This is a genomic window from Streptomyces sp. NPDC042371 (genome assembly GCF_056437465.1).
Genome location: NZ_JBWKAP010000011.1, coordinates 165956 through 190688, shown reverse-complemented (window position 1 = coordinate 190688; position 24733 = coordinate 165956). Strand labels below are relative to the sequence as shown.

Here is a 24733-nt window from a genome sequence, read left to right as displayed (position 1 = left end):
TTTCGGTGTCCCCCTTGTGGGCTGTCTAGTCGCGGGTCGCGGTCAGGTGTTCCGCGTGTTCCTGGAGCGATCGGACGCCCACGCCGCCGTGGTGCAGCGCGTCGATGCCCTGGACGGCCGCGGCGAGCGCCTGGACCGTCGTCAGGCACGGCACGGAGCGTGCCACGGCCGCCGTGCGGATCTCGTAGCCGTCGAGGCGGCCGCCGGTGCCGTAGGGGGTGTTGACGATGAGGTCGACGCCGCCGTCGTGGATGAGCTGGACGATGGTCTTCTCGCCGTTCGGGCCCTCGCCCTCGGACTGCTTGCGCACGATCGTGGCGTTGATGCCGTTGCGCTTGAGCACCTCGGCCGTGCCGGAGGTGGCGAACAGCTCGAAGCCGTGCGCGACCAGTTCACGCGCCGGGAAGATCATCGAACGCTTGTCGCGGTTGGCGACGGAGATGAAGGCACGGCCCTTGGTCGGCAGCGGCCCGTACGCACCCGCCTGCGACTTGGCGTACGCGGTGCCGAACACCGAGTCGATGCCCATGACCTCGCCGGTGGAGCGCATCTCCGGGCCGAGGACGGTGTCGACGCCCGCGCCGTGGATGTCGCGGAAGCGCGACCACGGCATGACGGCCTCCTTGACGGAGATCGGCGCGTCCATGGGGAGCGTGCCGCCGTCGCCCACCGCGGGCAGCATGCCCTCCGCGCGCAGCTCGGCGACGGTCGCGCCGAGCGAGATGCGCGCGGCGGCCTTGGCCAGCGGCACCGCGGTCGCCTTCGAGGTGAAGGGGACGGTGCGCGAGGCGCGCGGGTTGGCCTCGAGGACGTAGAGGATGTCGCCCGCCATCGCGAACTGGATGTTGATCAGTCCGCGCACGCCGACGCCCTTGGCGATGCCCTCGGTGGAGGCGCGCAGGCGCTTGATGTCGAAGCCGCCGAGCGTGATCGGGGGCAGCGCGCACGCCGAGTCGCCGGAGTGGATACCGGCCTCCTCGATGTGCTCCATGACGCCGCCGAGGTAGAGCTCCTCGCCGTCGTAGAGCGCGTCCACGTCGATCTCGATGGCGTCGTCCAGGAAGCGGTCGACCAGGACCGGCCGCGAGGGGCTGATCTCGGTCGACTCCTCGATGTACGCCGAGAGCCGGGTCTCGTCGTACACGATCTCCATGCCGCGGCCGCCGAGCACGTACGAGGGGCGGACCAGGACGGGGTAGCCGATCTCATCGGCGATCGCCTTGGCTTCCGCGAACGTCGTCGCGGTGCCGTGCTTGGGCGCGGGGAGACCGGCCTCCGCGAGCACGCGGCCGAAGGCGCCGCGGTCCTCGGCGGCGTGGATGGCCTCGGGCGAGGTGCCGACGACCGGCACGCCGTTGTCCTTGAGGGCCTGCGCGAGGCCGAGCGGGGTCTGGCCGCCGAGCTGGACGATGACGCCCGCGATGGGCCCGGCCTGCGCCTCGGCGTGGACGATCTCCAGAACGTCCTCGAGCGTGAGCGGCTCGAAGTAGAGACGGTCGGAGGTGTCGTAGTCCGTGGAGACGGTCTCGGGGTTGCAGTTGACCATCACGGTCTCGTAGCCCGCGTCGCTGAGCGCGAAGGAGGCGTGGACGCAGGAGTAGTCGAACTCGATGCCCTGGCCGATGCGGTTCGGGCCCGAGCCCAGGATGATCACCGCGGGCTTCTCGCGCTGTGCGACCTCGCTCTCCTCGTCGTACGAGGAGTAGAAGTACGGCGTCTTCGCGGCGAACTCGGCGGCGCAGGTGTCGACCGTCTTGTAGACCGGGCGCACGCCGAGGGCCTGGCGCACCTCGCGCACCACGTCCTCGCGCAGGCCGCGGATCTCGGCGATCTGGGCGTCGGAGAAGCCGTGCCGCTTGGCCTCGGCCAGCACGTCGGCGTTGAGGCGCTCGGTGGCGGCCAGCTCGTCCGCGAGCTCCTTGATCAGGAAGAGCTGGTCGACGAACCACGGGTCGATCTTGGTGGCGTCGAAGACCTCCTCGGGCGTGGCGCCCGCGCGGATGGCCTGCATGACGGAGTTGATGCGGCCGTCGGTGGGGCGCACCGCCTCGCGCAGCAGCTCGGCCTTGTCGCCGGGCTCGCCCACGAAGGTGAACTGCGAGCCCTTCTTCTCCAGCGAGCGGAGCGCCTTCTGCAGCGCCTCGGTGAAGTTGCGGCCGATGGCCATGGCCTCGCCGACCGACTTCATGGTGGTCGTCAGGGTCGAGTCCGCCGAGGGGAACTTCTCGAAGGCGAAGCGCGGGGCCTTGACCACGACGTAGTCGAGGGTCGGCTCGAAGGAGGCCGGGGTCTTCTCGGTGATGTCGTTCGGGATCTCGTCCAGCGTGTAGCCGACGGCCAGCTTGGCCGCGATCTTCGCGATCGGGAAGCCGGTGGCCTTCGACGCGAGCGCGGAGGACCGCGACACACGCGGGTTCATCTCGATGACGATGACGCGGCCGTCGTCGGGGTTGATCGCGAACTGGATGTTGCAGCCGCCGGTGTCGACGCCGACCTCGCGGATGATCGCGATGCCGATGTCACGAAGGCGCTGGTACTCGCGGTCGGTCAGCGTCATCGAGGGCGCGACGGTGATCGAGTCGCCGGTGTGCACGCCCATCGGGTCGAAGTTCTCGATGGAGCAGACGACCACGACGTTGTCGTTCTTGTCGCGCATCAGCTCGAGCTCGTACTCCTTCCAGCCGAGGATGGACTCCTCCAGGAGCACCTCGGTGGTCGGCGAGAGCGTGAGGCCCTGTCCGGCGATGCGGCGCAGCTCGTCCTCGTCGTGCGCGAAGCCGGAACCGGCGCCGCCCATGGTGAAGGAGGGGCGGACGACGACGGGGTAGCCGCCGAGCGCGTCGACGCCCTTGAGGACGTCGTCCATGGAGTGGCAGATGTACGAGCGGGCGGACTCGCCGTGCCCGATCTTCTTGTTGACCTCTTCGACGACGCCCTTGAAGAGGTCGCGGTCCTCGCCCTTGTTGATGGCCTCGACGTTGGCTCCGATGAGCTCGACGCCGTACTTCTCCAGGACGCCCTGCTCGTGCATGGAGATGGCCGTGTTGAGGGCCGTCTGGCCGCCCAGGGTGGGCAGCAGCGCGTCGGGGCGCTCCTTGGCGATGATCTTCTCGACGAACTCCGGGGTGATCGGCTCGACGTACGTGGCGTCGGCGATCTCCGGGTCGGTCATGATCGTCGCCGGGTTGGAGTTGACCAGGATGACGCGCAGGCCCTCGGCCTTGAGGATGCGGCACGCCTGGGTGCCGGAGTAGTCGAACTCGGCGGCCTGGCCGATGACGATCGGACCGGAGCCGATGACCAGGACGGACTGGATATCGGAGCGCTTAGGCACGCTGGCCCTCCATCAGGGTTACGAAGCGGTCGAAGAGGTACGCGGCGTCGTGCGGGCCCGCGGCCGCCTCGGGGTGGTACTGGACGCTGAACGCGGGCTGGTCGAGGAGCTGGAGCCCCTCCACCACCTGGTCGTTCAGGCAGACGTGGGAGACCTCTGCGCGGCCGTGGGGCGTGTCGCTGACCTTGTCGAGCGGCGCGTCGACGGCGAACCCGTGGTTGTGCGCGGTGACCTCGACCTTGCCGGTGGTGCGGTCCTGCACCGGCTGGTTGATGCCGCGGTGGCCGTACTTGAGCTTGTACGTGCCGAAGCCGAGGGCACGGCCGAGGATCTGGTTGCCGAAGCAGATGCCGAACAGCGGCGTCTTCCGCTTCAGGACGGCGGTCATCAGCGCGACGGGGCCTTCGGCGGTGGCCGGGTCGCCGGGGCCGTTGGAGAAGAAGACTCCGTCGGGGGCGACGGCGTACACGTCCTCCTCGGTGGCCGTGGCGGGCAGCACGTGGACTTCGATGCCGCGCTCGGCCATGCGGTGCGGGGTCATGCCCTTGATGCCGAGGTCGACGGCGGCGACGGTGAACCGCTTCTCGCCGATCGCCGGGACGACGTAGGCCTCCTGGGTGGAGACCTCCTCGTACAGGCTGGCGCCCTTCATCTGGGGCTGCGCCTGGACGCGCTCGACGAGCTCGGCGTCGGCGGGCAGCGTCTCGCCGGAGAAGATGCCGGAGCGCATGGAGCCGCTCTCGCGCAGGTGGCGGGTGAGGGCGCGGGTGTCGATGCCGCTGATGCCGACGATGTGCTGGGCGACCAGCTCGTCGTCGAGCGAACGCTTCGCGCGCCAGTTCGAGGGGATTCGGGCGGGGTCGCGGACCACGTAACCGGAGACCCAGATGCGGTTCGACTCGTCGTCCTCGTCGTTCCAGCCCGTGTTGCCGATCTGCGGGGCGGTGGCGACGACGATCTGGCGGTCGTACGACGGGTCGGTCAGGGTCTCCTGGTAGCCGGTCATGCCGGTGGAGAACACCGCTTCGCCGAAGGTCTCCCCCACGGCCCCGTAGGCGCGACCGCGGAAGATGCGGCCGTCCTCCAGGACGAGTACGGCGGGAACCTTGCTGGCTCCCCTTGTGGAGGTCGTCATCGTGCGGTGCCTTCCGTAGTGCTGTTCTTGTCGATCATGTTGTTGAGCTCCTCGACCCACTCCGCCTGCTCGGCGGCGTGGTCCGAGCGGAAGCCGGAGTCGAGCAGCTTCCCGCCGTGCTCCCACGTGACGATCAGGAGACCGCCCTCCGTGAGGACCTTGCCCGCGATGCCCTTGTCGAGCCGGGCCTCGCGCAGCTGTGCGACCGGGATGAAGAAGTCGGCCGCGCCGGGGCGTACGACGTCCAGGCCCGCTTCGGTGAGCGTCAGCTCGACGCGGCTGCGGGTGCCGAGGCCGTGCGCCACGATGCGGTCGAGCCACTGCCCTGCCGTGGTCGAGCCGTGGTACCTGCCGCTCAGCTCAAGTTTGGCCGGACCCTGCTCGGTCGGCGCGCCAGGCAGCTCGGGCAGGTCGCCCTGGAGCGTGCCGCGCCACTTCCAGCCCTCGCGCATCAGCCAGTAGACGAGCGCGATGAAGAGCAGCAGTCCCACGACCCAGCCGAGGCGTGCGGCCCAGTCGGTCACCTCCGCCGACTCCTTGTCGGCGGCCAGTTCCAGAAGTGATGTCACGTGAGCTTCCCGTCGACGAGCGTGGCCCGACCCCGGAGCCACGTGTGCGTGACGCGGCCCGGCAGCTCACGGCCCTCGTAGGGAGTGTTGCGGCTGCGCGAGGCGAAGCCCGCGGGGTCCACTGCCCCACGGTAATCGGCGTCGACCAGGACCAGGTTCGCGGGCTCACCTGCCGAGACGGGGCGGCCGTGACCGGCGGTCCCACCGATCGCGGCGGGCTTGAAGGACATCCGGTCGGCGACGGCCTCCCAGGTCAGCAGGCCGGTCTCGACCATCGTCTGCTGCACCACGGAGAGCGCGGTCTCCAGGCCGACCATGCCCATGGCGGCCGCGGCCCACTCGCAGTCCTTGTCCTCGTGCGGGTGCGGGGCGTGGTCGGTGGCGACGATGTCGATCGTGCCGTCGGCGAGGGCCTCGCGCAGCGCCATCACGTCGCGCTCGGTGCGCAGCGGCGGGTTCACCTTGTAGACGGGGTTGTAGGAGCGCACCAGCTCATCCGTGAGGAGGAGGTGGTGCGGGGTGACCTCGGCGGTGACGTCGATGCCGCGCGACTTGGCCCAGCGCACGATCTCGACCGATCCTGCGGTCGACAGGTGGCAGATGTGCACCCGCGAGCCGACGTGCTCGGCGAGCAGCACGTCACGCGCGATGATCGACTCCTCGGCGACGGCGGGCCAGCCGCCGAGACCCAGCTCGGCGGAGACGACGCCCTCGTTCATCTGGGCGCCCTCGGTGAGCCGCGGCTCCTGCGCGTGCTGCGCGACGACACCGCCGAAGGCCTTCACGTACTCCAGGGCGCGGCGCATGATCACGGCGTCATCGACGCACTTGCCGTCGTCGGAGAAGACGGTGACCCCGGCGGCGGACTCGTGCATGGCGCCGAGCTCGGCGAGCTTCTTGCCCTCCAGGCCGACCGTGACGGCGCCGATGGGCTGCACGTCGCAGTAGCCGGACTCCTTGCCGAGCCGGTAGACCTGCTCGACCACACCGGCGGTGTCGGCCACGGGGAAGGTGTTGGCCATGGCGAATACGGCGGTGTAGCCACCGGAGGCGGCGGCGCGCGTGCCGGTCAGGACCGTCTCGGAGTCCTCGCGGCCCGGCTCACGCAGGTGGGTGTGGAGGTCGACCAGGCCAGGCAGGAGCACCTTGCCCTCGGCCTCGACGACGGTCGCGCCCTCGGCGGAGAGCCCCGTGCCCACGGCCTCGACAGTCTCGCCGTCGATCAGGACGTCCTGCGCCTCGCCGCCCAGCACCTTGGCACCACGGATCAGAATCTTGCTCATGGTTACTTGCTCTCCGAATCGTTGGGCCGGGTGTGGGTGACGGCGGGCTCGTTGCCGCCGAGCAGCAGGTAGAGGACGGCCATGCGGATGGACACGCCGTTGGCGACCTGCTCGACGACCGTGCAGCGGTCGGAGTCGGCGACCTCGGCGGTGATCTCCATGCCGCGGACCATCGGTCCTGGGTGCATGACGATGGCGTGCTCGGGCATCTTCGCCATGCGCTCGCCGTCCAGGCCGTAGCGCCGCGAGTACTCGCGCTCGGTGGGGAAGAACGCGGCGTTCATGCGCTCGCGCTGCACCCGCAGCATCATCACTGCGTCGGACTTCGGCAGCACCCTGTCCAGGTCGTAGCTGACCTCGCAGGGCCACTGCTCCACGCCGACCGGCACGAGGGTGGGCGGGGCGACGAGGGTGACCTCGGCGCCGAGGGTGTGCAGCAGGTCGACGTTGGAGCGGGCGACGCGGCTGTGCAGGATGTCGCCGACGAGAGTGATGTGCCTGCCCGCCAGGTCCTGGCCGAGGCCCGCGTCGGGTCCGACGAGGCGGCGGCGCATGGTGAAGGCGTCGAGCAGGGCCTGTGTGGGGTGCTGATGGGTGCCGTCGCCCGCGTTGATGACGGCGGCGTCAATCCAGCCGGAGGTCGCCAGGCGGTAGGGCGCTCCGGAGGCGCCGTGCCGGATGACGACGGCGTCGACGCCCATCGCCTCCAGGGTCTGCGCGGTGTCCTTCAGGGACTCGCCCTTGGAGACGCTGGATCCCTTGGCGGCGAAGTTGATGACGTCGGCGGAGAGGCGCTTCTCGGCGGCCTCGAAGGAGATCCGGGTCCGGGTCGAGTCCTCGAAGAAGAGGTTGACCACGGTGCGGCCGCGCAGGGCGGGCAGTTTCTTGATCGGCCGGTCGGCGACGCGCGCCATCTCCTCGGCCGTGTCGAGGATGAGAACGGCGTCGTCGCGGGAGAGGTCGGCGGCCGAGATGAGGTGTCGCATCATCTGCGTGTACTCCGGTGTGTGGAGGTCTGCGGGCGCGCGGGCGCGCAGGGGTGTGCCCCTGGGCCCGTGGAGGAGGAAACCGGTCTTATACGGAGGCGGGCTTGGCGCCGAGCAGCACGGCGTCGCGGCCGTCCTCCTCGGCGAGCTGCACCTTGACCGTCTCCCGCAGCGACGTGGGGAGGTTCTTGCCCACGTAGTCGGCACGGATGGGCAGTTCGCGGTGGCCCCGGTCGACGAGGACGGCGAGCTGCACCGCCCGGGGGCGGCCGATGTCGTTCAGGGCGTCGAGGGCGGCGCGGATAGTGCGACCGGAGAAGAGCACGTCGTCGACGAGGACGACCAGGCGGCCGTCGATGCCGTCGCCGGGGATGTCCGTGCGGGCCAGCGCGCGCGGAGGGTGCATGCGCAGGTCGTCGCGGTACATGGTGATGTCGAGGGAGCCGACCGGGATCGTGCGGCCGGTGATCTCTTCGAGCTTCTCGGCGAGCCGGCGGGCGAGGAAGACGCCGCGGGTGGGAATGCCGAGCAGAACCACGTCGTCGGCGCCCTTGGCACGCTCGACGATCTCGTGGGCGATGCGGGTCAGTACCCGCGCGATGTCCGGGCCCTCGAGCACGGGGCGCGCGACAGCGGAGTCTGCGGAGTCTTTGGTGTCCTGCGTGTCCATATGAAACGGACCTCCTTCTCCGCCTCACGGGACGGACTTTAAAGGACGTCGAAATTGCGCCAGCCAGACTACCAGCACTTACGACCGAGCACGTCATCAGCCTCCACCGAAGGGGCGGTAAGGACCTTTCGGCTTGACGCAAGCAAGTAACGCTGCGTAACCTCACAGTGAGTTACCAGCCACGCGGCGGAGCCGCATGATTGTCGCAGCGTCCGGGGAGCTATATGTCCAGCGAATACGCCAAGCAGCTCGGGGCCAAGCTCCGCGCGATCCGCACCCAGCAGGGCCTTTCCCTCCATGGAGTCGAGGAGAAGTCCCAGGGACGCTGGAAGGCGGTCGTGGTGGGGTCGTACGAGCGCGGCGACCGTGCCGTGACCGTGCAGCGCCTCGCCGAGCTGGCGGAGTTCTACGGCGTCCCGGTCCAGGAGCTCCTTCCCGGTACGGCGCCCGGTGGCGCCGCCGAGCCGCCGCCGAAGCTCGTGCTCGACCTGGAGCGTCTTGCGCACGTCCCGCAGGAGAAGGCGGGCCCGCTCCAGCGGTATGCCGCCACGATCCAGTCGCAGCGCGGTGACTACAACGGCAAGGTGCTCTCGATCCGCCAGGACGACCTGCGCACCCTCGCCGTGATCTATGACCAGTCCCCCTCGGTCCTGACCGAGCAGCTGATCAGCTGGGGCGTCCTGGACGCGGACGCGCGCCGCGCCGTCGCTCACGAAGAGGTCTGATCCCACCGCGGGAGACAACAGCAGAAACGTACCGCCGGGGTGCCGCAGCCGAAAGGCCGCGGCACCCCGGCGGTTTTCTGTTTCTTTCGCCTCGCGCCGATTCCCGGAGTGTCCGGAGCATTTCGCCCGGGAGAGGCGCACGGGAATCAGAAGCCCGGTACGGAAGCCGGGCAGAAAGTCGGAGGGCCCGCAGCGGATTGCTGCGGGCCCTCCGGATGACGTACGCCGAAGCTTTACGCCTCGTCGCGGCGCAGGGACGGCTTCAGGTCCTTGAAGCGTCCGAGCAGACCGTTGACGAAGGACGGCGACTCGTCCGTGGAGAACTCCTTGGCGAGCTGGACCGCCTCGTCGAGGACCACCGCGTCGGGCGTCCCGTCGACCCAGACGAGTTCGTACGCGCCGAGCCGCAGGATGTTCCGGTCCACGACCGGCATGCGGTCCAGGGTCCATCCGACGGCGTACTGCGAGATGAGCTCGTCGATGCGGCGCTCATGCTCCGCGTACCCCTCGACGAGCTCCATCGTGTACTCGCTCACCGGCGGCTGCCGGGTGTCGGACCGCGAGTGGCGCACCCAGTCCGCGAGGACGGTCAGGACGTCGGTACCGCGCTGGTCCGCCTCGAAGAGGATCTGGAAGGCACGCTTGCGGGCCGTGTTACGAGCAGCCACGGTTAGCTGTTCACCCGGCCGAGGTAGCCGCTGTCACGGGTGTCGACCTTGATCTTCTCGCCCGTGGTGATGAAGAGCGGGACCTGGATCTGGTGGCCGGTCTCCAGCGTGGCGGGCTTGGTGCCGCCGGTGGAGCGGTCGCCCTGGACGCCCGGCTCGGTCTCCTGGATGACGAGCTCGACGGCGGCGGGGAGCTCGACGTAGAGCACCGAGCCCTCGTGCTGCGCGACGGAGGCGGTGAAGCCCTCGATCAGGAAGTTGGCGGCGTCGCCGACGGCCTTGCGGTCGACGTGCAGCTGGTCGTACGTCTCCATGTCCATGAAGACGAAGTAGTCGCCGTCCATGTAGGAGAACTGCATGTCGCGCTTGTCAATCGTGGCCGTCTCGACCTTGACGCCGGCGTTGAACGTCTTGTCGACGACCTTGCCGGAGAGCACGTTCTTGAGCTTGGTGCGCACGAAGGCCGGGCCCTTGCCGGGCTTGACGTGCTGGAACTCGACGACGGACCAGAGCTGGCCGCCTTCGAGCTTGAGCACCAGGCCGTTCTTGAGGTCGTTCGTGGAAGCCACGGTTGCGGAATCTCCTGCACTGACTGACTGGTGGACGACCCCGGCACGCCCGCGCCTTCAGAGCGCGAGCAGTTCCTTGGTCGTGATGGTGAGTAGCTCGGGTCCGCCGTCCGCCTCGGGGCGCACGACGAGCGTGTCATCGATCCGGACACCGCCCCGGCCAGGGAGGTGAACCCCCGGTTCGACGGTGACCGGCACGCAGGCGTCCAGTTTACCCATGGCCGCGGGCGCCAATTGAGGGTCCTCGTCGATTTCGAGCCCTACACCGTGTCCGGTGAGCGGAGCGAGGCCTTCCGAATAGCCCGCCGAGTCCAGTACATGGCGTGCCGCGTGGTCCACGTCGCGGCAGGCCGCGCCGGGTGCGAGGGCCTCCCGACCGGCCCGCTGCGCGGCGAAGACGAGGTCGTACAACTCGATCTGCCAGTCGGCGGGTGACGTGCCGATGACGAACGTACGCCCGATCTCACAGCGGTATCCGCGGTAGCTCGCCCCCAGGCACACCGAGAGGAAGTCTCCCTCCTCCACCCGCCGGTCCGACGGGCGGTGGCCGCCCTTGCCGGAATTCGGGCCGGTGCCGACCGAGGTCGGGAACGCGGGTCCGTCCGCTCCGTGGTCGACGAGCCGCCGCTCCAGCTCCAGCGCCAGATGCCGCTCCGTGCGTCCCACGAGGATGGATTCGAGCAGCTCTCCCAGCGCCTGGTCGGCGACCTCCGCGGCGATCCGCAGATACGAGAGCTCCTCCTCGTCCTTCACCAGACGCAGCTGCTCGACGGCCGTCCCGAGGTCCAGCAGGCGCAGCCGCGGCGCGACCGACCCGAGCGCCCGGTGCCGGGCGACGGTCAGATGGTGCTCCTCGACGGCCACCGCCTCGGCCCCCTGCGCGGCCGCCAGGCCGACACCGGCGACGGCCGGATCGGCGCTCGGCTCGGGCAGCAGCTGCACCTTCAGCGCCTCGTCGGGCCGCCCCTCGCCCTGCTGCCCACCGGGCGGACGCCCGCACAGCAGTACGTCCTCGTCCGCACCGACGAGGAGCACGGCGCCGTCGGGCGCCGCGCCGGCAAGATAGCGGACATTGGCGGGCCGGGAGACCAGCGCCGCCGCACCACCACCGGCAGCACACCGTTCCCGAACCCGCTCCCTGCGGACCGCGTACACCTCTGACATGGGGCGAGCCTATGAGCGCGGCCCCGTTCCGGCCCGGCGGGCGCGTCCGACCGGGCGTCGCCGCACGTCTGTTCCTACGCGGGCGCCCTCAGCTGTCGCAGCCGGTCCCGTCGCCGTCACGGTCGAGATGCCTGCCGTAGCCGGGTTCCCCACGGTGTACGGGGGCGGCACCGGCCGCGCGGGCCGCGTCGCATTTCTCGTAGTAGACGGAGCCGCCGCCGGAACCACCGCCACCGCGGGTGGCCGTGACGGTCGACCTGACCGTCTTGGTGGCCTTGACGGTCTTGGTGGCCTTGACGGTCTTGGTCGCCTCGACCGTCTCCGTGGCCCGCACAGTGACCGTCGGGCGGGGGCCGGGCTCCGCGGACCGGGTGGCGGTGGCGGTCGTCGTCGCGGTGACCTTCGCCTCGGCCTCGTCCGCCGCGGTGCCGCCCATGCCTGCGCCCATGCCGATCCCCACTCCGAGGGCCAGGAGGAGCGCAGGGATCACGTACCGCTTCCGGGCCCACTTCGGAGCGGGGCCGCGGACGCCTGGTGAGGTGTTGTGCGGATTGCTCATGTCATGCCCCTTGAGCGTGTTCCAGGGAGCTGACCGTAGTACCGCGCTCAGGCGGCGTGAAGGGGATGGGGAGGCACGGTCTCCCCACCGTGACCGGTCGGCATCGCCCTCGCTACCACTGCGGCGGGCTCGCGATGGCTCTGGCCAGGACGTCGTCCAGGACTCGGGCCGTGGCGGGGACGTCCAGTTGGGAGTTGTCGATGATGGGGAGGCCCGAGCCGTACCAACCGGCCATGCGGCCGTGGATGCGGGCGACTTCCTCGTCCGTGAGGCGGCGGTTGCCGCTGCGCTTCGCGTTGCGCTCCAGGACGATCTCCAGCCCCGGGAGGAGGACCACGGGCAGCAGGCCGGGGCCCACGTGACGCTTCCAGCCGCCGAGGCCGACGACGGGGCGGTCCGGGAAGACCGCGTCGTCGAGGATGCACGAGATGCCGTTGGCCAGGAAGTTCCGTGCGGCGAAGCCGCAGGTGCGGCGGGCCAGGCGGTACTGCGCCTCGGAGTGGTCGTTCCAGCCCGACTGGGGGTCGGCGAACCCGGAGCGCACCCATTCCCGTACGTCGTCGAGGCTGATGTGGGCCGTGGGCACACGACGGTGCTCGGCCCAGAACTTGGCGACGCTGGTCTTGCCCGCACCCGCGGGGCCGATGAGGAGCACGGCGAGCGTCGTGGCGCCGGTGTCCGTGGGCGCCGCGCCCTGCGGAGGGCTCGGCATGGCCACGGGCGCGCCGGGCGGCAGCTGGATGTGTCCCGTGGAGGCCGGGGCGTCCGACGCCGGGGGCACCGGTCCCGGCCCGTGCTGGGGAGGCTGCGGGGCCGCCGGGGCAGGCGGCATCGGGGGCTGTCCCTGCGCGGCGTGCGGAGTGGGGCCGCCCGTGAATCCCGGGACGGGGGGCACCCCTTGTTGTGGCGCCGCGCCCGGAGGCGGGGCGGTCGGGTGGTGTGCGGCCGGCGACCAGCCGGTGGCAGGTCCGTGCCCCGGCTGGTGGGGCGGCGGCAGCGGAGACCCCACTGCGTGCTGCATCCGGTGCCACTCCGTCTCGTACGACTGTCGCTGGTCGGGCAGCGACCGGGCCGCCCGTTACCGAACGGTACCGTCCCCGGCCGCTGTTGTGTGAACGGCCGGGGAGGCCGTGACGTGCCCGTGGCCGAATCAGGAGGCCACGGTGAAAGGTGCCGGGGCCGTTACTGGCCCACTTCTCCGAACGCGGCCAGCAGCACGGCCGGGTCGGGTCCCTCCAGGACGGTCGGCTTGCCGAGGCCGTCCAGGACGATGAAGCGCAGCAGGTCACCGCGGGACTTCTTGTCGACCTTCATGGTCTCCAGGAGCTTGGGCCACTGGTCGTAGCGGTAGGTCAGCGGCAGACCGACCGATTCGAGGACCGTACGGTGCCGATCGGCCGTGGCGTCGTCCAACCGGCCCGCCAGACGGCCTAGTTCGGCCGCGAAGTGCATGCCAACGGAGACCGCGGCGCCGTGCCGCCACTTGTAGCGCTCGTTCTTCTCGATGGCGTGCGCGAGGGTGTGCCCGTAGTTGAGGATCTCGCGCAGGCCCGCCTCCTTGAGGTCGCCCGAGACGACCTCGGCCTTGACCCTGATGGAGCGCTCGATGAGCTCGGCGGTGTGCGGCCCCGTGGGCGTGCGCGCCGCTTCCGGGTCCGCCTCGATGAGCTCCAGGATCGCAGGGTCGGCGATGAAACCGGCCTTGATGATCTCCGCGAGCCCGGAGACGTAGTCGTTCACCGGGAGCGAGTCGAGCGCCGCGAGGTCGCAGAGCACACCGGCCGGCGGGTGGAACGAGCCGACGAGGTTCTTGCCCTCGGCGGTGTTGATGCCGGTCTTGCCGCCGACCGCCGCGTCCACCATGCCGAGCACCGTGGTCGGCACGGCGATCCACCGCACCCCGCGCAGCCAGGTCGCGGCCACGAACCCGGCGAGGTCGGTGGTGGAGCCGCCGCCGACGCCGACGATGACGTCACTGCGCGTGAAGCCGGACTGGCCGAGGGCCTTCCAGCAGTACGCGGCGACCTCCGCCGTCTTGGCCTCCTCGGCGTTCGGCACCTGGATGGCGACGGCCTCGTACCCCTGGTCGGCGAGGTCCTGGCGGAGCGCGTCGCCGGTGTCGGCGAGCGCCTCGGGGTGGATCACGGCGACCCGCTTGGCCTGGTCGCCGATGAGGCCGGGCAGCTCGCCGAGGAGCTGTCGACCCACCAGGACCTCGTACGGATCCGTGCCGGCGGCGCCGCCGACGTGGATACGGGTGGGGGTCTGCTCCGTCGTCATGCTTCCTTCAACTCCAGTGCGTCGAGGACCGCCTGGGCGACCTCATCGGGGGTGCGGCCGTCGGTGGCGACGACCGCGCGGGCGACTTCGGCGTACAGGGGGCGGCGGGACTCCATCAGCTCGCGCCACTGCTTGCGGGGGTTGACCGCGAGCAGGGGGCGCGCCTGGTTGAGCCCGGTGCGCTGGACCGCTTCCTCCACGTCCATCGAAAGGCAGACCACGGGGTGCTCGGCGAGGAGCTTGCGGGTCGACTCGTCGAGGATGGCGCCGCCGCCGAGGGCGAGGATGCCGTCGTGCTCGCCGAGGGCCGTGGCGACGGCGTTCTTCTCCAGGGCACGGAAGTACTCCTCACCCTCGTCGACGAAGATGTCGGAGATCTCCCGGCCCTGCGCGGCCACGATGTCGGCGTCGGTGTCCCGGAACGAGACGCCCAGACGACCCGCCAGCAGCTCGCCGACCGTCGTCTTGCCCACTCCCATCGGGCCGACCAGGACGACCCGCGGGCCGCCTGATTCCCGCCCGGTCACCGGATCTGCAGGTTGTCGAGGTAGGACTGCACATTGCGGCGCGTCTCGGGAACACTGTCCCCACCGAACTTCTCCGCCACCGCATCCGCCAGCACCAACGCCACCATCGCCTCCGCGACGATCCCCGCCGCCGGAACCGCACACACATCCGAGCGCTGGTGATGCGCCTTGGTCGCCTCACCCGTGACCACATCAACCGTCGCCAACGCCCGCGGCACCGTCGCGATCGGCTTCATCGCCGCCCGCACCCGCAACAGCTCACCCGTACTCAGCCCACCCTCCGTACCACCCGAACGGCCAGAAGTGCGCCGGATACCCTCCTCGGTGGTCACGATCTCATCGTGCGCCTGCGACCCCGGCACCCGCGCCAGATCGAAGCCGTCCCCGACCTCGACCCCCTTGATCGCCTGAATACCCATCAACGCCGCCGCCAGCCGCGCATCCAACCGCCGGTCCCAATGCACATGCGAGCCCAACCCCACCGGCACCCCATACGCCAACACCTCGACCACACCACCCAGCGTGTCGCCGTCCTTGTGCGCCTGATCGATCTCCGCGACCATCGCCTTCGAGGCATCCGCATCCAGGCACCGCACCGGATCCGCATCCAGCCTCTCGACATCCGCGGGCGTCGGGTACACCCCATACGGAGCCTTGGCCGCCGCCAGCTCAGTCACGTGGGAGACGATCTCGATCCCGGCCGTCTCCTTCAAGAACGACCGGGCCACCGCACCCAGCGCCACCCGCGCCGCGGTCTCCCGCGCAGAGGCCCGCTCCAGCACCGGCCGCGCCTCGTCGAACCCGTACTTCTGCATCCCCGCCAGGTCGGCGTGTCCGGGCCGCGGCCGCGTCAGCGGAGCATTGCGGGCCAGATCGGCGAGGATCTCCGGATCCACCGGATCCGCCGCCATCACCTGCTCCCACTTGGGCCACTCCGTATTGCCCACCATCACCGCAATCGGCGAACCCATGCTCAGACCGTGCCGGACCCCGCCCAAAAACGTGACCTCATCACGCTCGAACTTCATCCGCGCCCCACGGCCATACCCCAACCGCCGCCGCGCCAGATGATCCGCCACCATCTCCGTCGTGATCGGCACGCCGGCGGGAAGACCCTCCAACGTCGCGACAAGCGCGGGTCCGTGCGACTCCCCCGCGGTCAGCCAACGCAACCTGCTCAACGGTGCTCCTCATGCTCGCGCCTCGAACTGCTGTCTTCGACGGCGCGGCCGGGTGCGCGGCCCTGGCCCGCCACCCCCGATCCTCCCACGACCTGAGGGGGAACCCGGCGTCCGGTCCATCTGACGGACGTCCCTCGGCCGCGCCTCGACCGGGGCGCGACCAGGGATTTACCGTTCGGCCAGCGCGTGCTCGCCCGCCTTGCGCATGGCCGCGAGCGGCGCGGAAGCGTGCCCCGTCATCTGCTCGACCTGCAGCACCGCCTGGTGCACGAGCAGGTCGAGACCGCTGACGACGGCCCCTCCGTACGCCGACCAGCGCGCCGCGAGAGCGGTGGGCCAGGGGTTGTACAACACGTCGAAGAGGGTGGCGGGCCGCTCGGGCACGGTGGCCGACAGGGCGTCCGTGGTGCCCGCGGGCGTGGTGGCGATCACCAGGGGCGCGTGCAGCGCCTCCGAAGCGTCCTCCCAGGACTCGGTCCTGACCTGGACGTCGAGGCGCTGGCCCCACTCGCGCATCTCGGCGGCACGGGCGTCGCTGCGCACGTACGCGACGACCTCGCCCGTGCAGATCCGGGCGAGCGCGGCCAGCGCGGACGACGCGGTGGCGCCCGCGCCGAGGATCGCGGCCGACTCGACCTGCTCGATGCCCCGCTCGCGGAGCGCGGCGACCATCCCCGGGATGTCGGTGTTGTCACCGACGCGCCGCCCGTCGTCGCCGAACACCACCGTGTTCACCGCCTCGACGGACGCCGCGGTCTCGCTGACTTCGTCGAGCAGCGGAATGATCGCCCGCTTCAGCGGCATGGTCAGCGAGAGCCCGGCCCACTCGGGCCCGGCCTTCTCGATGAATTCGGGCAGCGCCGCCTCGTCGATCTCGAAGCGGTCGTACGTCCAGTCACTCAGGCCCAGTTCCTCGTACGCGGCGCGGTGCAGCACCGGGGAGAGGGAATGGGCGATCGGGGAGCCGAGGACTGCGGCTCGTCGCTTCTGCGCGCTCATTGCCCCTTCAGGTATTTCTCGCGGTTCCGGTTCTGTTCTTCGTTCGTCTCGGCGAAGAGCGTCTTGTCCTCACTGACGGAGACGAAGTAGTACCAATTCCCCTTCGCGGGATGGAGCGCGGAATCAATCGCCGCGTCTCCCGGGTTCCCGATGGGCCCGGGGGGAAGACCCTTGATCTTGTATGTGTTGTACGGGTCGCTGATCTTGCGGAGTTCATCGACCGTACCCGTGGCGAGTTTGGACTCGCCCCGCAGGTAATTGACCGTCGAGTCGAAGTCGAGCAGACCGTACGTCTCGGTGTTGCCGGGCTTCAGACGGTTGTAGACGACCGTGGCCACCTTGTCGAAGTCGTGCTTGAACTTGCCTTCGGCCTGCACGAGGCTGGCGACCGTGACCACCTGGAGCGGGTTGTCCAGGTTCAACCGCTTGGCCTGCGACTTGACGTCCAACTCGTCGTACTTGGCGGTCGCTTGGGCGACCATGTCCTTCAGGACGTCCTCGGGCTTCTTGCCCTTGGCGACCGGGTAGCTGGAGGGATGCAGGAACCCTTCCAGCGGGTCCTTGACGTCGTCGTTCATGTTCGATGTCGCCCAGTCGGGGAGCCCGAGGCTCTTCCATTCCTTCCGGGCGATGTTCTTCGTGGTGCCCTTTTTCAGTTCGAGACGCTGGTCGATCTGTTTGTAGACCGTCACGTTCCGCGTGCCGGGGGGAACCACGAGATTGCTGCGGCTCTTCGGGTTGAGCATCAATTCGACGGCACTCTTGGCGGACATCTGCTTCTTCAGCGTATAGACGCCTGCCTGAATGGACTGCCCGTCCGGATGCTTTCCCTGGGCGGAGACAAAAGCGTCGACGCTTTTGACGACGCCCGCGTCCTTGAGCTTCTGCCCGATCGCATAGCCGCCGGAGTCCTTGGGAATGTCGACGACGGCCGTGCCCGAACCCGCGCCCGCGAAGTCGGGGGCCGTGCCGAAACGATCCTGGTAGAACTGGTAGCCGAAATAGCCGACGCCGCCGAGGCCACCCGCGAAGACCAGCGTCACGACCAGGCAGGCGCAGCCGCTGCGGCGCTTCTTGGGCTTCTTTCCGCCACGCCCACCGCGCCGCTCGCCCCGGCCACCCCGGCGGCCCGGCTCGTCGTCATCGTCGGAGTCGTCGTCCCCGTCACCCGCGAAGAACGCGTGCTCTCCCTGGTCGGGCCCCGGGTCCCAGTCGACCTCGGGCTCGGCGGGCGTCTCCCTGCGGCGGCCGGGCGGCTCCGGCGGCGCGTAGGCATCGGGCGTGGAGTAGTAGTCGTGGCCCTCCGGGCCGTACCCGGCCTGCTGGCTTTGGTAGGGGTCCATCGGGTCGCCGCCGTACGGGACCTGCCCCTGCCCACCGGTGTCCCAGCCGCCGTTGTTGTGACCCTGGTCGGGGCCGCCGTTGTAACCCTGGCCGGGGTGCGAGTTGTAGTCGTAGGCGGCGCCGCCGTCGTACTGCTGTTGGCCGTAGGGCTGCTGCTGGCCGTAACCCTGCTGCTGGCCGGTGTTCCACTCCCCGCCGTACTGGCCCTGGTGAGACTGCTGATGCTGATGCGGCTGCTCCGGGTGGTACTGCCCCTGGCCGCCGTAGGTGGACGTGCCGCCCGCGGGCTGCTGTCCTCCCCATCCGCTGTCCCCGTACAACGGGTCCTCCGGATGCCACGGTTCGGAGCCTGGGCCCCGGCCATACTCAGTCATCGATCCCCTACATGCCGCGAGGCGGGGCCGCCGTCGGGATGACCGGGCAACCGTTCCGCCTCTTGATGCTGTGCGGCAGCTGTTCGAACACCGCCGCATCGCGCGGAACGTTACCGTATCGCGATCAGATGACCACTTCGACGCCCTCGCCGGGAGCTTTACCTGACGCCCGTTCGGACTCCAGGGCCTGCTGAAGGATGATCACCGCGGCCGCCTGATCGATGACAGACCTGCCCTTTTTGGACTTCACGCCGGAGGCGCGCAGGCCCTGACTGGCCGTCACTGTGGTCATCCTCTCGTCCACGAGCCTCACCGAAATGGGGGCGACCATGCGGGCGAGCTCCTGGGTGAAGACGCGGATCTTGGCGGCCGCCGGGCCCTCGCCCCCGTTGAGGGAGCGAGGGAGGCCGACGACGATCTCGATCGGCTCGTACTCGTCGGCGAGCTGCTTCAACCGGCGCCGGGCGGCCGAGACGTCACGCCCCGGCACCGTCTCCACCGGCGTGGCAAGGATCCCGTCGGGGTCGCACGAAGCGACCCCGATCCGGGCGTCACCGACGTCGATGGCGAGGCGTCGGCCCCGGCGCATGCCCTGTGCAGGCTCGGTCATCAGGCCGTCTCGGTGACGAGGCGCTCGACGGCGGCGATGGCCTCGGGCACCGCGGCCGCGTTCTGGCCGCCGCCCTGGGCGACGTCCGGCTTGCCGCCGCCACCGCCGCCGAGGGTCTTGGCGGCGGTGCGGACCAGGTCGCCCGCCTTGAGGCCGCGCTCACGGGCGGACTCGTTGGTGGCGATGACCGTCAGCGGGCGGCCGTTGGCCGTGGCGAAGAGGGCCACGACGGCCGGGCGGTCGCCCTGGATGCGGCCACGCACGTCGAGGACCAGCTTGCGCAGGTCGTCGGCGCCCGTGCCGTCCGGCACCTGGCCGGTGACGAGGGCGACGCCCCGTACGTCCTTGGCGGACTCGACGAGACCGGCGGCGGCCTGGAGGACCTTCTCCGCGCGGAACTTCTCGATCTCCTTCTCGGCGTCCTTCAGCTTGGCGAGCATGCCGGAGATCTTCTCGGGGAGCTCCTCGGAACGTCCCTTCACCAGCTCCTGGAGCTGGGCGACGACCGTGTGCTCCTTGGCGAGGAAGTTGTACGCGTCGACACCGACCAGCGCCTCGATGCGCCGCACGCCCGAGCCGATGGAGGACTCGCCGAGCAGCTTCACCAGACCCAGCTGGGCGGTGTTGTGCACGTGCGTACCGCCGCACAGCTCCTTGGAGAAGTCGCCGATCGTGACGACGCGCACGCGCTCGCCGTACTTCTCGCCGAACTCGGCGATGGCGCCGGACTTCTTGGCGTCGTCGATCGACATGACCTCGGCCTGGACGTCCAGCTCCTGGGAGAGCACCGAGTTGATCCGCTGCTCGACGTCCGTCATCACGGCCGTGGGCACGGCGGACGGCGAGCCGAAGTCGAAGCGGAAGCGGCCGGGCTGGTTCTCGGAACCGGCCTGGGCGGCCGTCGGGCCGAGCGCGTCGCGCAGCGCCTGGTGCGTGAGGTGCGTGGCGGAGTGGGCGCGGGCGATGGCGCGGCGGCGGTGCGAGTCGATCGAGGCCCAGACGGGGGCGCCGACGGTGATCTCGCCGACCTGGACGACACCCTTGTGGACGTGCACGCCGGGCACCGGCTTCTGCACGTCACGGATCTCGACGACGGCGCCGCTGTCCAGGCGGATGCGGCCGGTGTCGCCGATCTGGCCGCCGCCCTCGGCGTAGAACGGGGTGCGGTCGAGAACGATCTCGACCTCGTCGCCCTCGGTGGCGGCGGGCGAGGAGACGCCGTTGACCAGCAGGCCGACGATCTGGGCCTCGTTCTCCGTGAGCGAGTAGCCCGTGAAGTCGGTGGCGCCGGAGGCGTCGGCGATCTCGCGGTAGGCGTGCAGATCGGCGTGGCCAGTCTTCTTGGCGCGGGCGTCGGCCTTGGCGCGGTCCCGCTGCTCCTTCATCAGACGGCGGAAGCCGTCCTCGTCCACGGAGAGGCCCTGCTCGGCCGCCATCTCCAGGGTGAGGTCGATGGGGAAGCCCCAGGTGTCGTGCAGCAGGAACGCCTTGTCGCCGGAGAGGACCTGGCCGCCGGCGGCCTTGGTCTCGGTGACTGCGGTGTCGAGGATGTTCGTGCCGCCCTTGAGGGCCTTGAGGAAGGCGGCCTCTTCGGCGAGGGCGACCGTCTCGATGCGCTTGCGGTCGGTGATCAGCTCGGGGTACTGCTGCCCCATCGTGTCGATCACGACGTCGACGAGGTCCTTGACGACCGGTCCTGTGGCGCCCATCAGACGCATGTTGCGGATGGCGCGGCGCATGATGCGGCGCAGCACGTACCCACGGCCCTCGTTGCCGGGCGTGACGCCGTCGCCGATGAGCATCGTCGACGTACGGATGTGGTCGGCGACCACGCGCAGGGAGACGTCCGAGCCGTGCTCGGCGCCGTAGCGCACGCCGGTCAGCTCGGTGGCCTTGTCCATGACGACGCGCAGGGTGTCCGTCTCGTACATGTTCTGTACGCCCTGCAGGATCATCGCGAGACGCTCGAGGCCGAGGCCCGTGTCGATGTTCTTCGACGGCAGCTCGCCGAGGATCGGGAAGTCCTCCTTGCCGTCGCCCGCGCCCCGCTCGAACTGCATGAAGACCAGGTTCCAGATCTCCACGTAGCGCTCGTCGTTGACGGCGGGGCCGCCCTCTTCGCCGAACTCGGGACCGCGGTCGTAGTTGATCTCGGAGCACGGGCCGCAGGGTCCGGGCACGCCCATGGACCAGAAGTTGTCCTTCTTGCCCAGGCGCTGGATGCGCTCGGCGGGGACGCCGACCTTCTCGCGCCAGATCTGCTCGGCCTCGTCGTCGTCGAGGTAGACCGTGATCCACAGGCGCTCGGGGTCGAGGCCGAAGCCGCCGTCGGCGACCGAGTTGGTCAGCAGCTCCCAGGAGAGCGTGATGGCGCCTTCCTTGAAGTAGTCACCGAAGGAGAAGTTGCCGCACATCTGGAAGAACGTGCCGTGGCGCGTGGTCTTGCCGACCTCTTCGATGTCGGGCGTGCGCACGCACTTCTGCACGCTGGTGACGCGCGGGGCGGGCGGCTTGACCTCACCCAGGAAGTAGGGCTTGAACGGCACCATGCCCGCGGGGACGAGCAGCAGAGTCGGGTCGTCCGCGATGAGCGACGCCGAAGGGACGACGGCGTGCCCGCGCTCCTCGAAGAAGCTCAGCCAGCGGCGGCGGATTTCAGCCGACTCCATCAGTGGTCCTCATTCCCGTTGTACTGCGTCTTGATGTCGTTCTTGTAGCTGCTGTGGCTCTCGATGACCGCGAAGCGGCGGGGCGCGGGCAGTTCGGCGTCGGGGTTGTGCTGCAGACCCAGCGCCTCGCCCAGCTCGACCTCCCGCTCGGCCATGCCGTCGCGGATGTCGAGTGCGAAGTCCTTCAGGCGGTGACCCGTCTCGATCGCCTTGTTCGCGGCCTGCGCGGCGAGGCTCTCGGGGGTCAGCTGCTTGAGCTTGCGGTTGACCTTGGTGGTGGCCCATACGCCGGCGGCTGCGCCCGCGGTGAACCAGAACGTACGGCGGAACATCGCTGCGTCAGTCCCTCTTACTCCGGTTGGCCCGCTTGGTCCGCCGCGCGGACGGGACGGTGCGACCCACGATCACCGTACGACGGGACGGCTTGGCGGGCATTTCCTTTGTTTCGGGGGCGGCCTTGCGGCCGATGGCCCTGCGCACGCCGTACCCGAACGCGGCCACCTTGACCAGGGGGCCGCCGAAGGTCGACGCGACCGTCGTGGACAGCGCCGACGCGTTCGACGTGACCTCCTGGACGTCGGAGGCGATGGCGTCGACACGGTCGATCTGCGTCTGCGCGGAGCGCACCGCGGAGGAGGCGTCGGCCAGGAGGGGCACGGCCTGCTCGGTCACGTCCGCCACGAGCTTGGTGGTCGCCTTGAGCGTCTGGGCCAGCCTCGCCAGTGCCACCGCGAGGAAGGAGACCAGGATCGCCCAGAACACGGCCACCAGGATTCCGGCAACCTCTCCACCCGACACTTGGCACCGCTCCCTGGATCTCGTCCCTGAACTTCGTCCCTGAACATCGAAAAGTCGTCCTCCGACCCTATCGCGCCGGGGGCGTCGCTCCGTACCGCATTCCCCTTCAGACTTCCAGGAGTTGCGCGAACCGATTGTACGGACCGCATACGAATGAGTACGCTCCGTACCCTATGCGACCCATTCAGTCCGGCAATCTCCCCCTGGAACTGAACGCCTTCGTCGGGCGTGACACCGAACTCGCCGAACTCACCACGGCATTGGAGGCGGGACGGCTGGTCACCGTCACGGGGGTCGGCGGGGTCGGGAAGTCGCGGCTCGCCGTGCGAGCAGCCGCACGGAGCAGGCTGTGCGACGGCGCCTGGCTGGTGGACCTCACGGCGCTGCGGGACGCCGATCTCCTGGAGCACGCGGTCGTCGAGGCCCTGGGGCTGACGGACCACACGAAGCGCCCGCCCCGACAGGTGCTGCTCGGGCACCTCGCGGAGCGGGAACTGCTCCTCGTCATCGACGGCTTCGAGCTCCTCGTCGACGCCTGCGCCTCGCTCGTCCGCGATCTGCTGGTGCACTCCCCCGGTCTCCGCGTGCTCGCGGTGGGGCGCAGGCCCCTGGAGACCGAGGGCGAGCGGCTCTTTCCGCTCGCGCCGATGCCGGGTCCCGACGCGGCCGCGCTCTTCACGGACCGGGCGACGGCATGTCTGCCCGATTTCACCCTCGACGACGGCAACCGCACGGACGTCATGGAGCTGTGCCGCCGTCTCGACGGGATCCCGCTCGCCGTGGAGCTGGCCGCTGGACGGCTGCGGGCGCTCTCCCCCGCCCAGTTGCTCGCCCGGCTCGACGACCGGTTCCGGCTGCTCACGGGGGCCCGCCGCGACGGGCTGCCGCGGCACCAGGCGCTGCGGACGGCCATCGGCTGGAGCCATGAGCTGTGCGCCCCGCGGGAGCGGCTGCTGTGGTCGCGCCTCTCGGTGTTCGCCGGGCAGTTCGACCTGGAGGCCGCCGAGTACATCTGCGCCGGGGACGGACTCCCCGCCGACGACGTGCTCGACGTACTGGGCGAGCTGCTCGCCCAGTCCGTCGTGAACCGTGAGGAGGGGCCGTCGGGCGTGCGCTACCGCATGCTCGACACGGTCAGGGCCTACGGCGCCGACTGGCTGGAGGCGGCGGGCGAGAGCACCCGGATGCGGCGCAGGCACCGCGACTGGTACATGGGCCTCGCCACCTGGTGCGAGCTGGACTGGTTCTCGCCGCGCCAGCCGGAGGTCGCCGCCCTCGTCGACACCGAACTGCCCAACCTGCGCGGCGCGTTGGAGTTCTGTCTGACCGAGGGCGACCAGGCCCACCTGGGGCAGTACCTCGCCGGCACGCTCTGGTTCTACTGGGCGGGCTGCGGCCGTCTCGCGGAGGGCAGGCACTGGCTCGACCGGGCCCTGGAGCTGGACGGCGGGCACGACGACTCCCGGCTCAAGGCCCTGTGGGTGCTCGGCTACGTGGCGGTGCTGCAGGGCGACGCGGTCGCCGCGCTCGCCGCGCTGCACGAGTGCCGGGACGGCGCGGAGCGCACGGGCAGCGCCCTGGCCACGGCGTACGCGGAACACCGCATCGGCTGCCTGGCCCTGGTCACGGACGATCTGCCGCGCGCGGAGACGCTGCTGCGCTCGGCGCTCGAGCGGTACCGGGAGATCGGCGAGCTCAACAGCAACGTCCTCATGGGACAGACCGAGCTCGCCATGGCGCTGGCCTTCCGCGGCGAGCTCGGCGTCGCGGTGGAGCTCTGCGAGGAGGTGCGCCAGGTCTGCGAGGACCACGGCGAGCGCTGGGCCCTCGCGTACGCCCTCTACGTCCTCGGTTTCGCGGCGTGGACCCGCGACGAGGCGGGGACGGCGCGCGAACTGCTCGCCGAGTCGCTCCGTCTCGACCACCGCTTCCACGATCTGATCGGCACGGTCCTCTCCATCGAGCTGCTCGCGCTGTTCACGGCGACGGAGGGCGACCCCGCGGAGGCGGCGGTGCTGCAGGGCGCCGCGTCGAGCATCTGGCCTTCGGTGGGGCTGCCGCTGTTCGGCTCGGTCCACTTCGGCGGGCCGCACGCGATGTGCGAGCGGCAGGCCCGCGAGGCGCTCGGCGACGAGCGGTACGAGGAGTGCGTGCGGGCGGGCGCGGGGCTCGGCCTGGACGCGGCGGTGGTCAGGGCGCTGGGCAGCGGCCCCGAGAACGAGCGAACCCGCCGCCTGCCCCGCCAGGAAGGGCGGGGAGGCGACGGGCTGCAGCAGGGTGAGCTACGTC

Annotated in this window: 21 protein-coding genes and 1 pseudogene; 2 read left to right on the top strand and 20 right to left on the bottom strand. The window is 70.2% G+C overall.

Annotation, left to right across the window (positions count from 1 at the left end; translation table 11 throughout):
- Positions 1-25: 25 nt before the first annotated feature.
- The 6 genes from carB to pyrR all read right to left on the bottom strand — a co-directional run bounded on the left by carB (position 26) and on the right by pyrR (position 7977).
- Complete coding sequence (gene carB / locus AC068B_RS31075; protein WP_478674874.1) at positions 26-3334, bottom strand: carbamoyl-phosphate synthase large subunit; 3309 nt, start codon at positions 3332-3334, stop codon at positions 26-28.
- A complete protein-coding gene (carA, locus tag AC068B_RS31070) occupies positions 3327-4469 on the bottom strand; it encodes a glutamine-hydrolyzing carbamoyl-phosphate synthase small subunit (RefSeq protein WP_478674873.1) in 1143 nt (380 codons plus the stop codon). The genes carB and carA overlap by 8 nt, the downstream gene beginning before the upstream one ends.
- Positions 4466-5038, bottom strand: a complete 573-nt coding sequence (locus AC068B_RS31065) for a PH-like domain-containing protein (protein ID WP_478674872.1) — start codon at positions 5036-5038, stop codon at positions 4466-4468. Before AC068B_RS31065 ends, carA begins: the two co-directional genes overlap by 4 nt.
- On the bottom strand, positions 5035-6321 hold the full coding sequence (locus AC068B_RS31060) for a dihydroorotase (protein ID WP_478674871.1): 1287 nt from the start codon (positions 6319-6321) through the stop codon (positions 5035-5037). Before AC068B_RS31060 ends, AC068B_RS31065 begins: the two co-directional genes overlap by 4 nt.
- 2 nt (positions 6322-6323) lie before the next feature.
- Complete coding sequence (locus AC068B_RS31055; protein WP_356258724.1) at positions 6324-7310, bottom strand: aspartate carbamoyltransferase catalytic subunit; 987 nt, start codon at positions 7308-7310, stop codon at positions 6324-6326.
- Between the two features lie 85 nt (positions 7311-7395).
- Positions 7396-7977 carry a bifunctional pyr operon transcriptional regulator/uracil phosphoribosyltransferase PyrR gene (gene pyrR, locus AC068B_RS31050; protein WP_478674870.1) on the bottom strand — a complete coding sequence of 194 codons (582 nt, stop codon included), beginning with the start codon at positions 7975-7977 and terminating at the stop codon, positions 7396-7398.
- 224 nt (positions 7978-8201) lie between these two features.
- Here pyrR and bldD point away from each other — a divergent pair, with 224 nt between their 5' ends.
- A complete protein-coding gene (gene bldD, locus AC068B_RS31045) occupies positions 8202-8702 on the top strand; it encodes a transcriptional regulator BldD (RefSeq protein WP_055564195.1) in 501 nt (166 codons plus the stop codon).
- A 233-nt stretch (positions 8703-8935) separates the two neighbouring features.
- Here bldD and nusB read toward each other — a convergent pair whose 3' ends face one another.
- The 14 genes from nusB to AC068B_RS30975 form a co-directional block, all read right to left on the bottom strand.
- Entirely contained in the window at positions 8936-9370 is a 435-nt protein-coding gene (gene nusB, locus AC068B_RS31040; RefSeq protein ID WP_030787237.1) for a transcription antitermination factor NusB, read from the bottom strand.
- 2 nt (positions 9371-9372) lie between these two features.
- Positions 9373-9939 (bottom strand): elongation factor P, encoded by a 567-nt coding sequence (efp, locus tag AC068B_RS31035; RefSeq protein ID WP_356258716.1) that lies wholly within the window; start codon positions 9937-9939, stop codon positions 9373-9375.
- Between the two features lie 57 nt (positions 9940-9996).
- Positions 9997-11103: an aminopeptidase P family protein gene (locus AC068B_RS31030; RefSeq protein WP_356258713.1), complete on the bottom strand. Its 1107-nt coding sequence runs from the start codon at positions 11101-11103 to the stop codon at positions 9997-9999.
- A gap of 88 nt (positions 11104-11191) precedes the next feature.
- A complete protein-coding gene (locus AC068B_RS31025; RefSeq protein ID WP_478674869.1) occupies positions 11192-11662 on the bottom strand; it encodes an excalibur calcium-binding domain-containing protein in 471 nt (156 codons plus the stop codon).
- A gap of 112 nt (positions 11663-11774) precedes the next feature.
- Positions 11775-12683 carry a Pro-rich N-terminal domain-containing protein gene (locus tag AC068B_RS31020; protein ID WP_478674868.1) on the bottom strand — a complete coding sequence of 303 codons (909 nt, stop codon included), beginning with the start codon at positions 12681-12683 and terminating at the stop codon, positions 11775-11777.
- A 161-nt stretch (positions 12684-12844) separates the two neighbouring features.
- Positions 12845-13942: a 3-dehydroquinate synthase gene (aroB, locus tag AC068B_RS31015; RefSeq protein ID WP_356258707.1), complete on the bottom strand. Its 1098-nt coding sequence runs from the start codon at positions 13940-13942 to the stop codon at positions 12845-12847.
- Positions 13939-14421, bottom strand: coding sequence for a shikimate kinase (locus AC068B_RS31010; protein WP_478674957.1), 483 nt, complete (start codon positions 14419-14421; stop codon positions 13939-13941). The genes aroB and AC068B_RS31010 overlap by 4 nt, the downstream gene beginning before the upstream one ends.
- 44 nt (positions 14422-14465) lie before the next feature.
- Positions 14466-15650 carry a chorismate synthase gene (gene aroC, locus AC068B_RS31005; RefSeq protein WP_478674867.1) on the bottom strand — a complete coding sequence of 395 codons (1185 nt, stop codon included), beginning with the start codon at positions 15648-15650 and terminating at the stop codon, positions 14466-14468.
- 168 nt (positions 15651-15818) lie between these two features.
- Positions 15819-16649 carry a shikimate dehydrogenase gene (locus AC068B_RS31000; protein ID WP_478674866.1) on the bottom strand — a complete coding sequence of 277 codons (831 nt, stop codon included), beginning with the start codon at positions 16647-16649 and terminating at the stop codon, positions 15819-15821.
- The gene (gene mltG, locus AC068B_RS30995; RefSeq protein WP_478674865.1) at positions 16646-18367 is read right to left on the bottom strand and encodes an endolytic transglycosylase MltG; all 1722 of its coding nucleotides are present in this window, start codon (positions 18365-18367) and stop codon (positions 16646-16648) included. Before mltG ends, AC068B_RS31000 begins: the two co-directional genes overlap by 4 nt.
- 124 nt (positions 18368-18491) lie before the next feature.
- Positions 18492-18977, bottom strand: a complete 486-nt coding sequence (gene ruvX / locus AC068B_RS30990; RefSeq protein ID WP_478674864.1) for a Holliday junction resolvase RuvX — start codon at positions 18975-18977, stop codon at positions 18492-18494.
- The gene (alaS, locus tag AC068B_RS30985) at positions 18977-21646 is read right to left on the bottom strand and encodes an alanine--tRNA ligase (RefSeq protein WP_478674863.1); all 2670 of its coding nucleotides are present in this window, start codon (positions 21644-21646) and stop codon (positions 18977-18979) included. The genes ruvX and alaS overlap by 1 nt, the downstream gene beginning before the upstream one ends.
- Entirely contained in the window at positions 21646-21978 is a 333-nt protein-coding gene (locus AC068B_RS30980; RefSeq protein WP_356258689.1) for a DUF6167 family protein, read from the bottom strand. The genes alaS and AC068B_RS30980 overlap by 1 nt, the downstream gene beginning before the upstream one ends.
- Positions 21979-21985: 7 nt before the next feature.
- Complete coding sequence (locus AC068B_RS30975; protein WP_478674862.1) at positions 21986-22444, bottom strand: DUF948 domain-containing protein; 459 nt, start codon at positions 22442-22444, stop codon at positions 21986-21988.
- Between the two features lie 173 nt (positions 22445-22617).
- Here AC068B_RS30975 and AC068B_RS30970 point away from each other — a divergent pair.
- Positions 22618-24712: pseudogene (locus tag AC068B_RS30970) on the top strand (ATP-binding protein); the annotation flags it as partial.
- Positions 24713-24733 lie beyond the last annotated feature (21 nt).

Bases quoted from the DNA above. Each gene is read 5' to 3' on its own strand.
- bldD (WP_055564195.1), top strand. From the start codon at position 8,202: ATGTCCAGCGAATACGCCAAGCAGCTCGGGGCCAAGCTCCGCGCGATC.
- AC068B_RS31020 (WP_478674868.1), bottom strand. From the start codon at position 12,683: ATGCAGCACGCAGTGGGGTCTCCGCTGCCGCCGCCCCACCAGCCGGGG.
- aroB (WP_356258707.1), bottom strand. From the start codon at position 13,942: ATGACGACGGAGCAGACCCCCACCCGTATCCACGTCGGCGGCGCCGCC.
- AC068B_RS31030 (WP_356258713.1), bottom strand. From the start codon at position 11,103: ATGTCAGAGGTGTACGCGGTCCGCAGGGAGCGGGTTCGGGAACGGTGT.
- alaS (WP_478674863.1), bottom strand. From the start codon at position 21,646: ATGGAGTCGGCTGAAATCCGCCGCCGCTGGCTGAGCTTCTTCGAGGAG.
- AC068B_RS30980 (WP_356258689.1), bottom strand. From the start codon at position 21,978: ATGTTCCGCCGTACGTTCTGGTTCACCGCGGGCGCAGCCGCCGGCGTA.
- ruvX (WP_478674864.1), bottom strand. From the start codon at position 18,977: ATGACCGAGCCTGCACAGGGCATGCGCCGGGGCCGACGCCTCGCCATC.
- AC068B_RS31025 (WP_478674869.1), bottom strand. From the start codon at position 11,662: ATGAGCAATCCGCACAACACCTCACCAGGCGTCCGCGGCCCCGCTCCG.
- AC068B_RS31010 (WP_478674957.1), bottom strand. From the start codon at position 14,421: ATGGGAGTGGGCAAGACGACGGTCGGCGAGCTGCTGGCGGGTCGTCTG.
- AC068B_RS31060 (WP_478674871.1), bottom strand. From the start codon at position 6,321: ATGAGCAAGATTCTGATCCGTGGTGCCAAGGTGCTGGGCGGCGAGGCG.
- mltG (WP_478674865.1), bottom strand. From the start codon at position 18,367: ATGACTGAGTATGGCCGGGGCCCAGGCTCCGAACCGTGGCATCCGGAG.
- pyrR (WP_478674870.1), bottom strand. From the start codon at position 7,977: ATGGACACGCAGGACACCAAAGACTCCGCAGACTCCGCTGTCGCGCGC.
- AC068B_RS31000 (WP_478674866.1), bottom strand. From the start codon at position 16,649: ATGAGCGCGCAGAAGCGACGAGCCGCAGTCCTCGGCTCCCCGATCGCC.
- carA (WP_478674873.1), bottom strand. From the start codon at position 4,469: ATGACGACCTCCACAAGGGGAGCCAGCAAGGTTCCCGCCGTACTCGTC.
- AC068B_RS31055 (WP_356258724.1), bottom strand. From the start codon at position 7,310: ATGATGCGACACCTCATCTCGGCCGCCGACCTCTCCCGCGACGACGCC.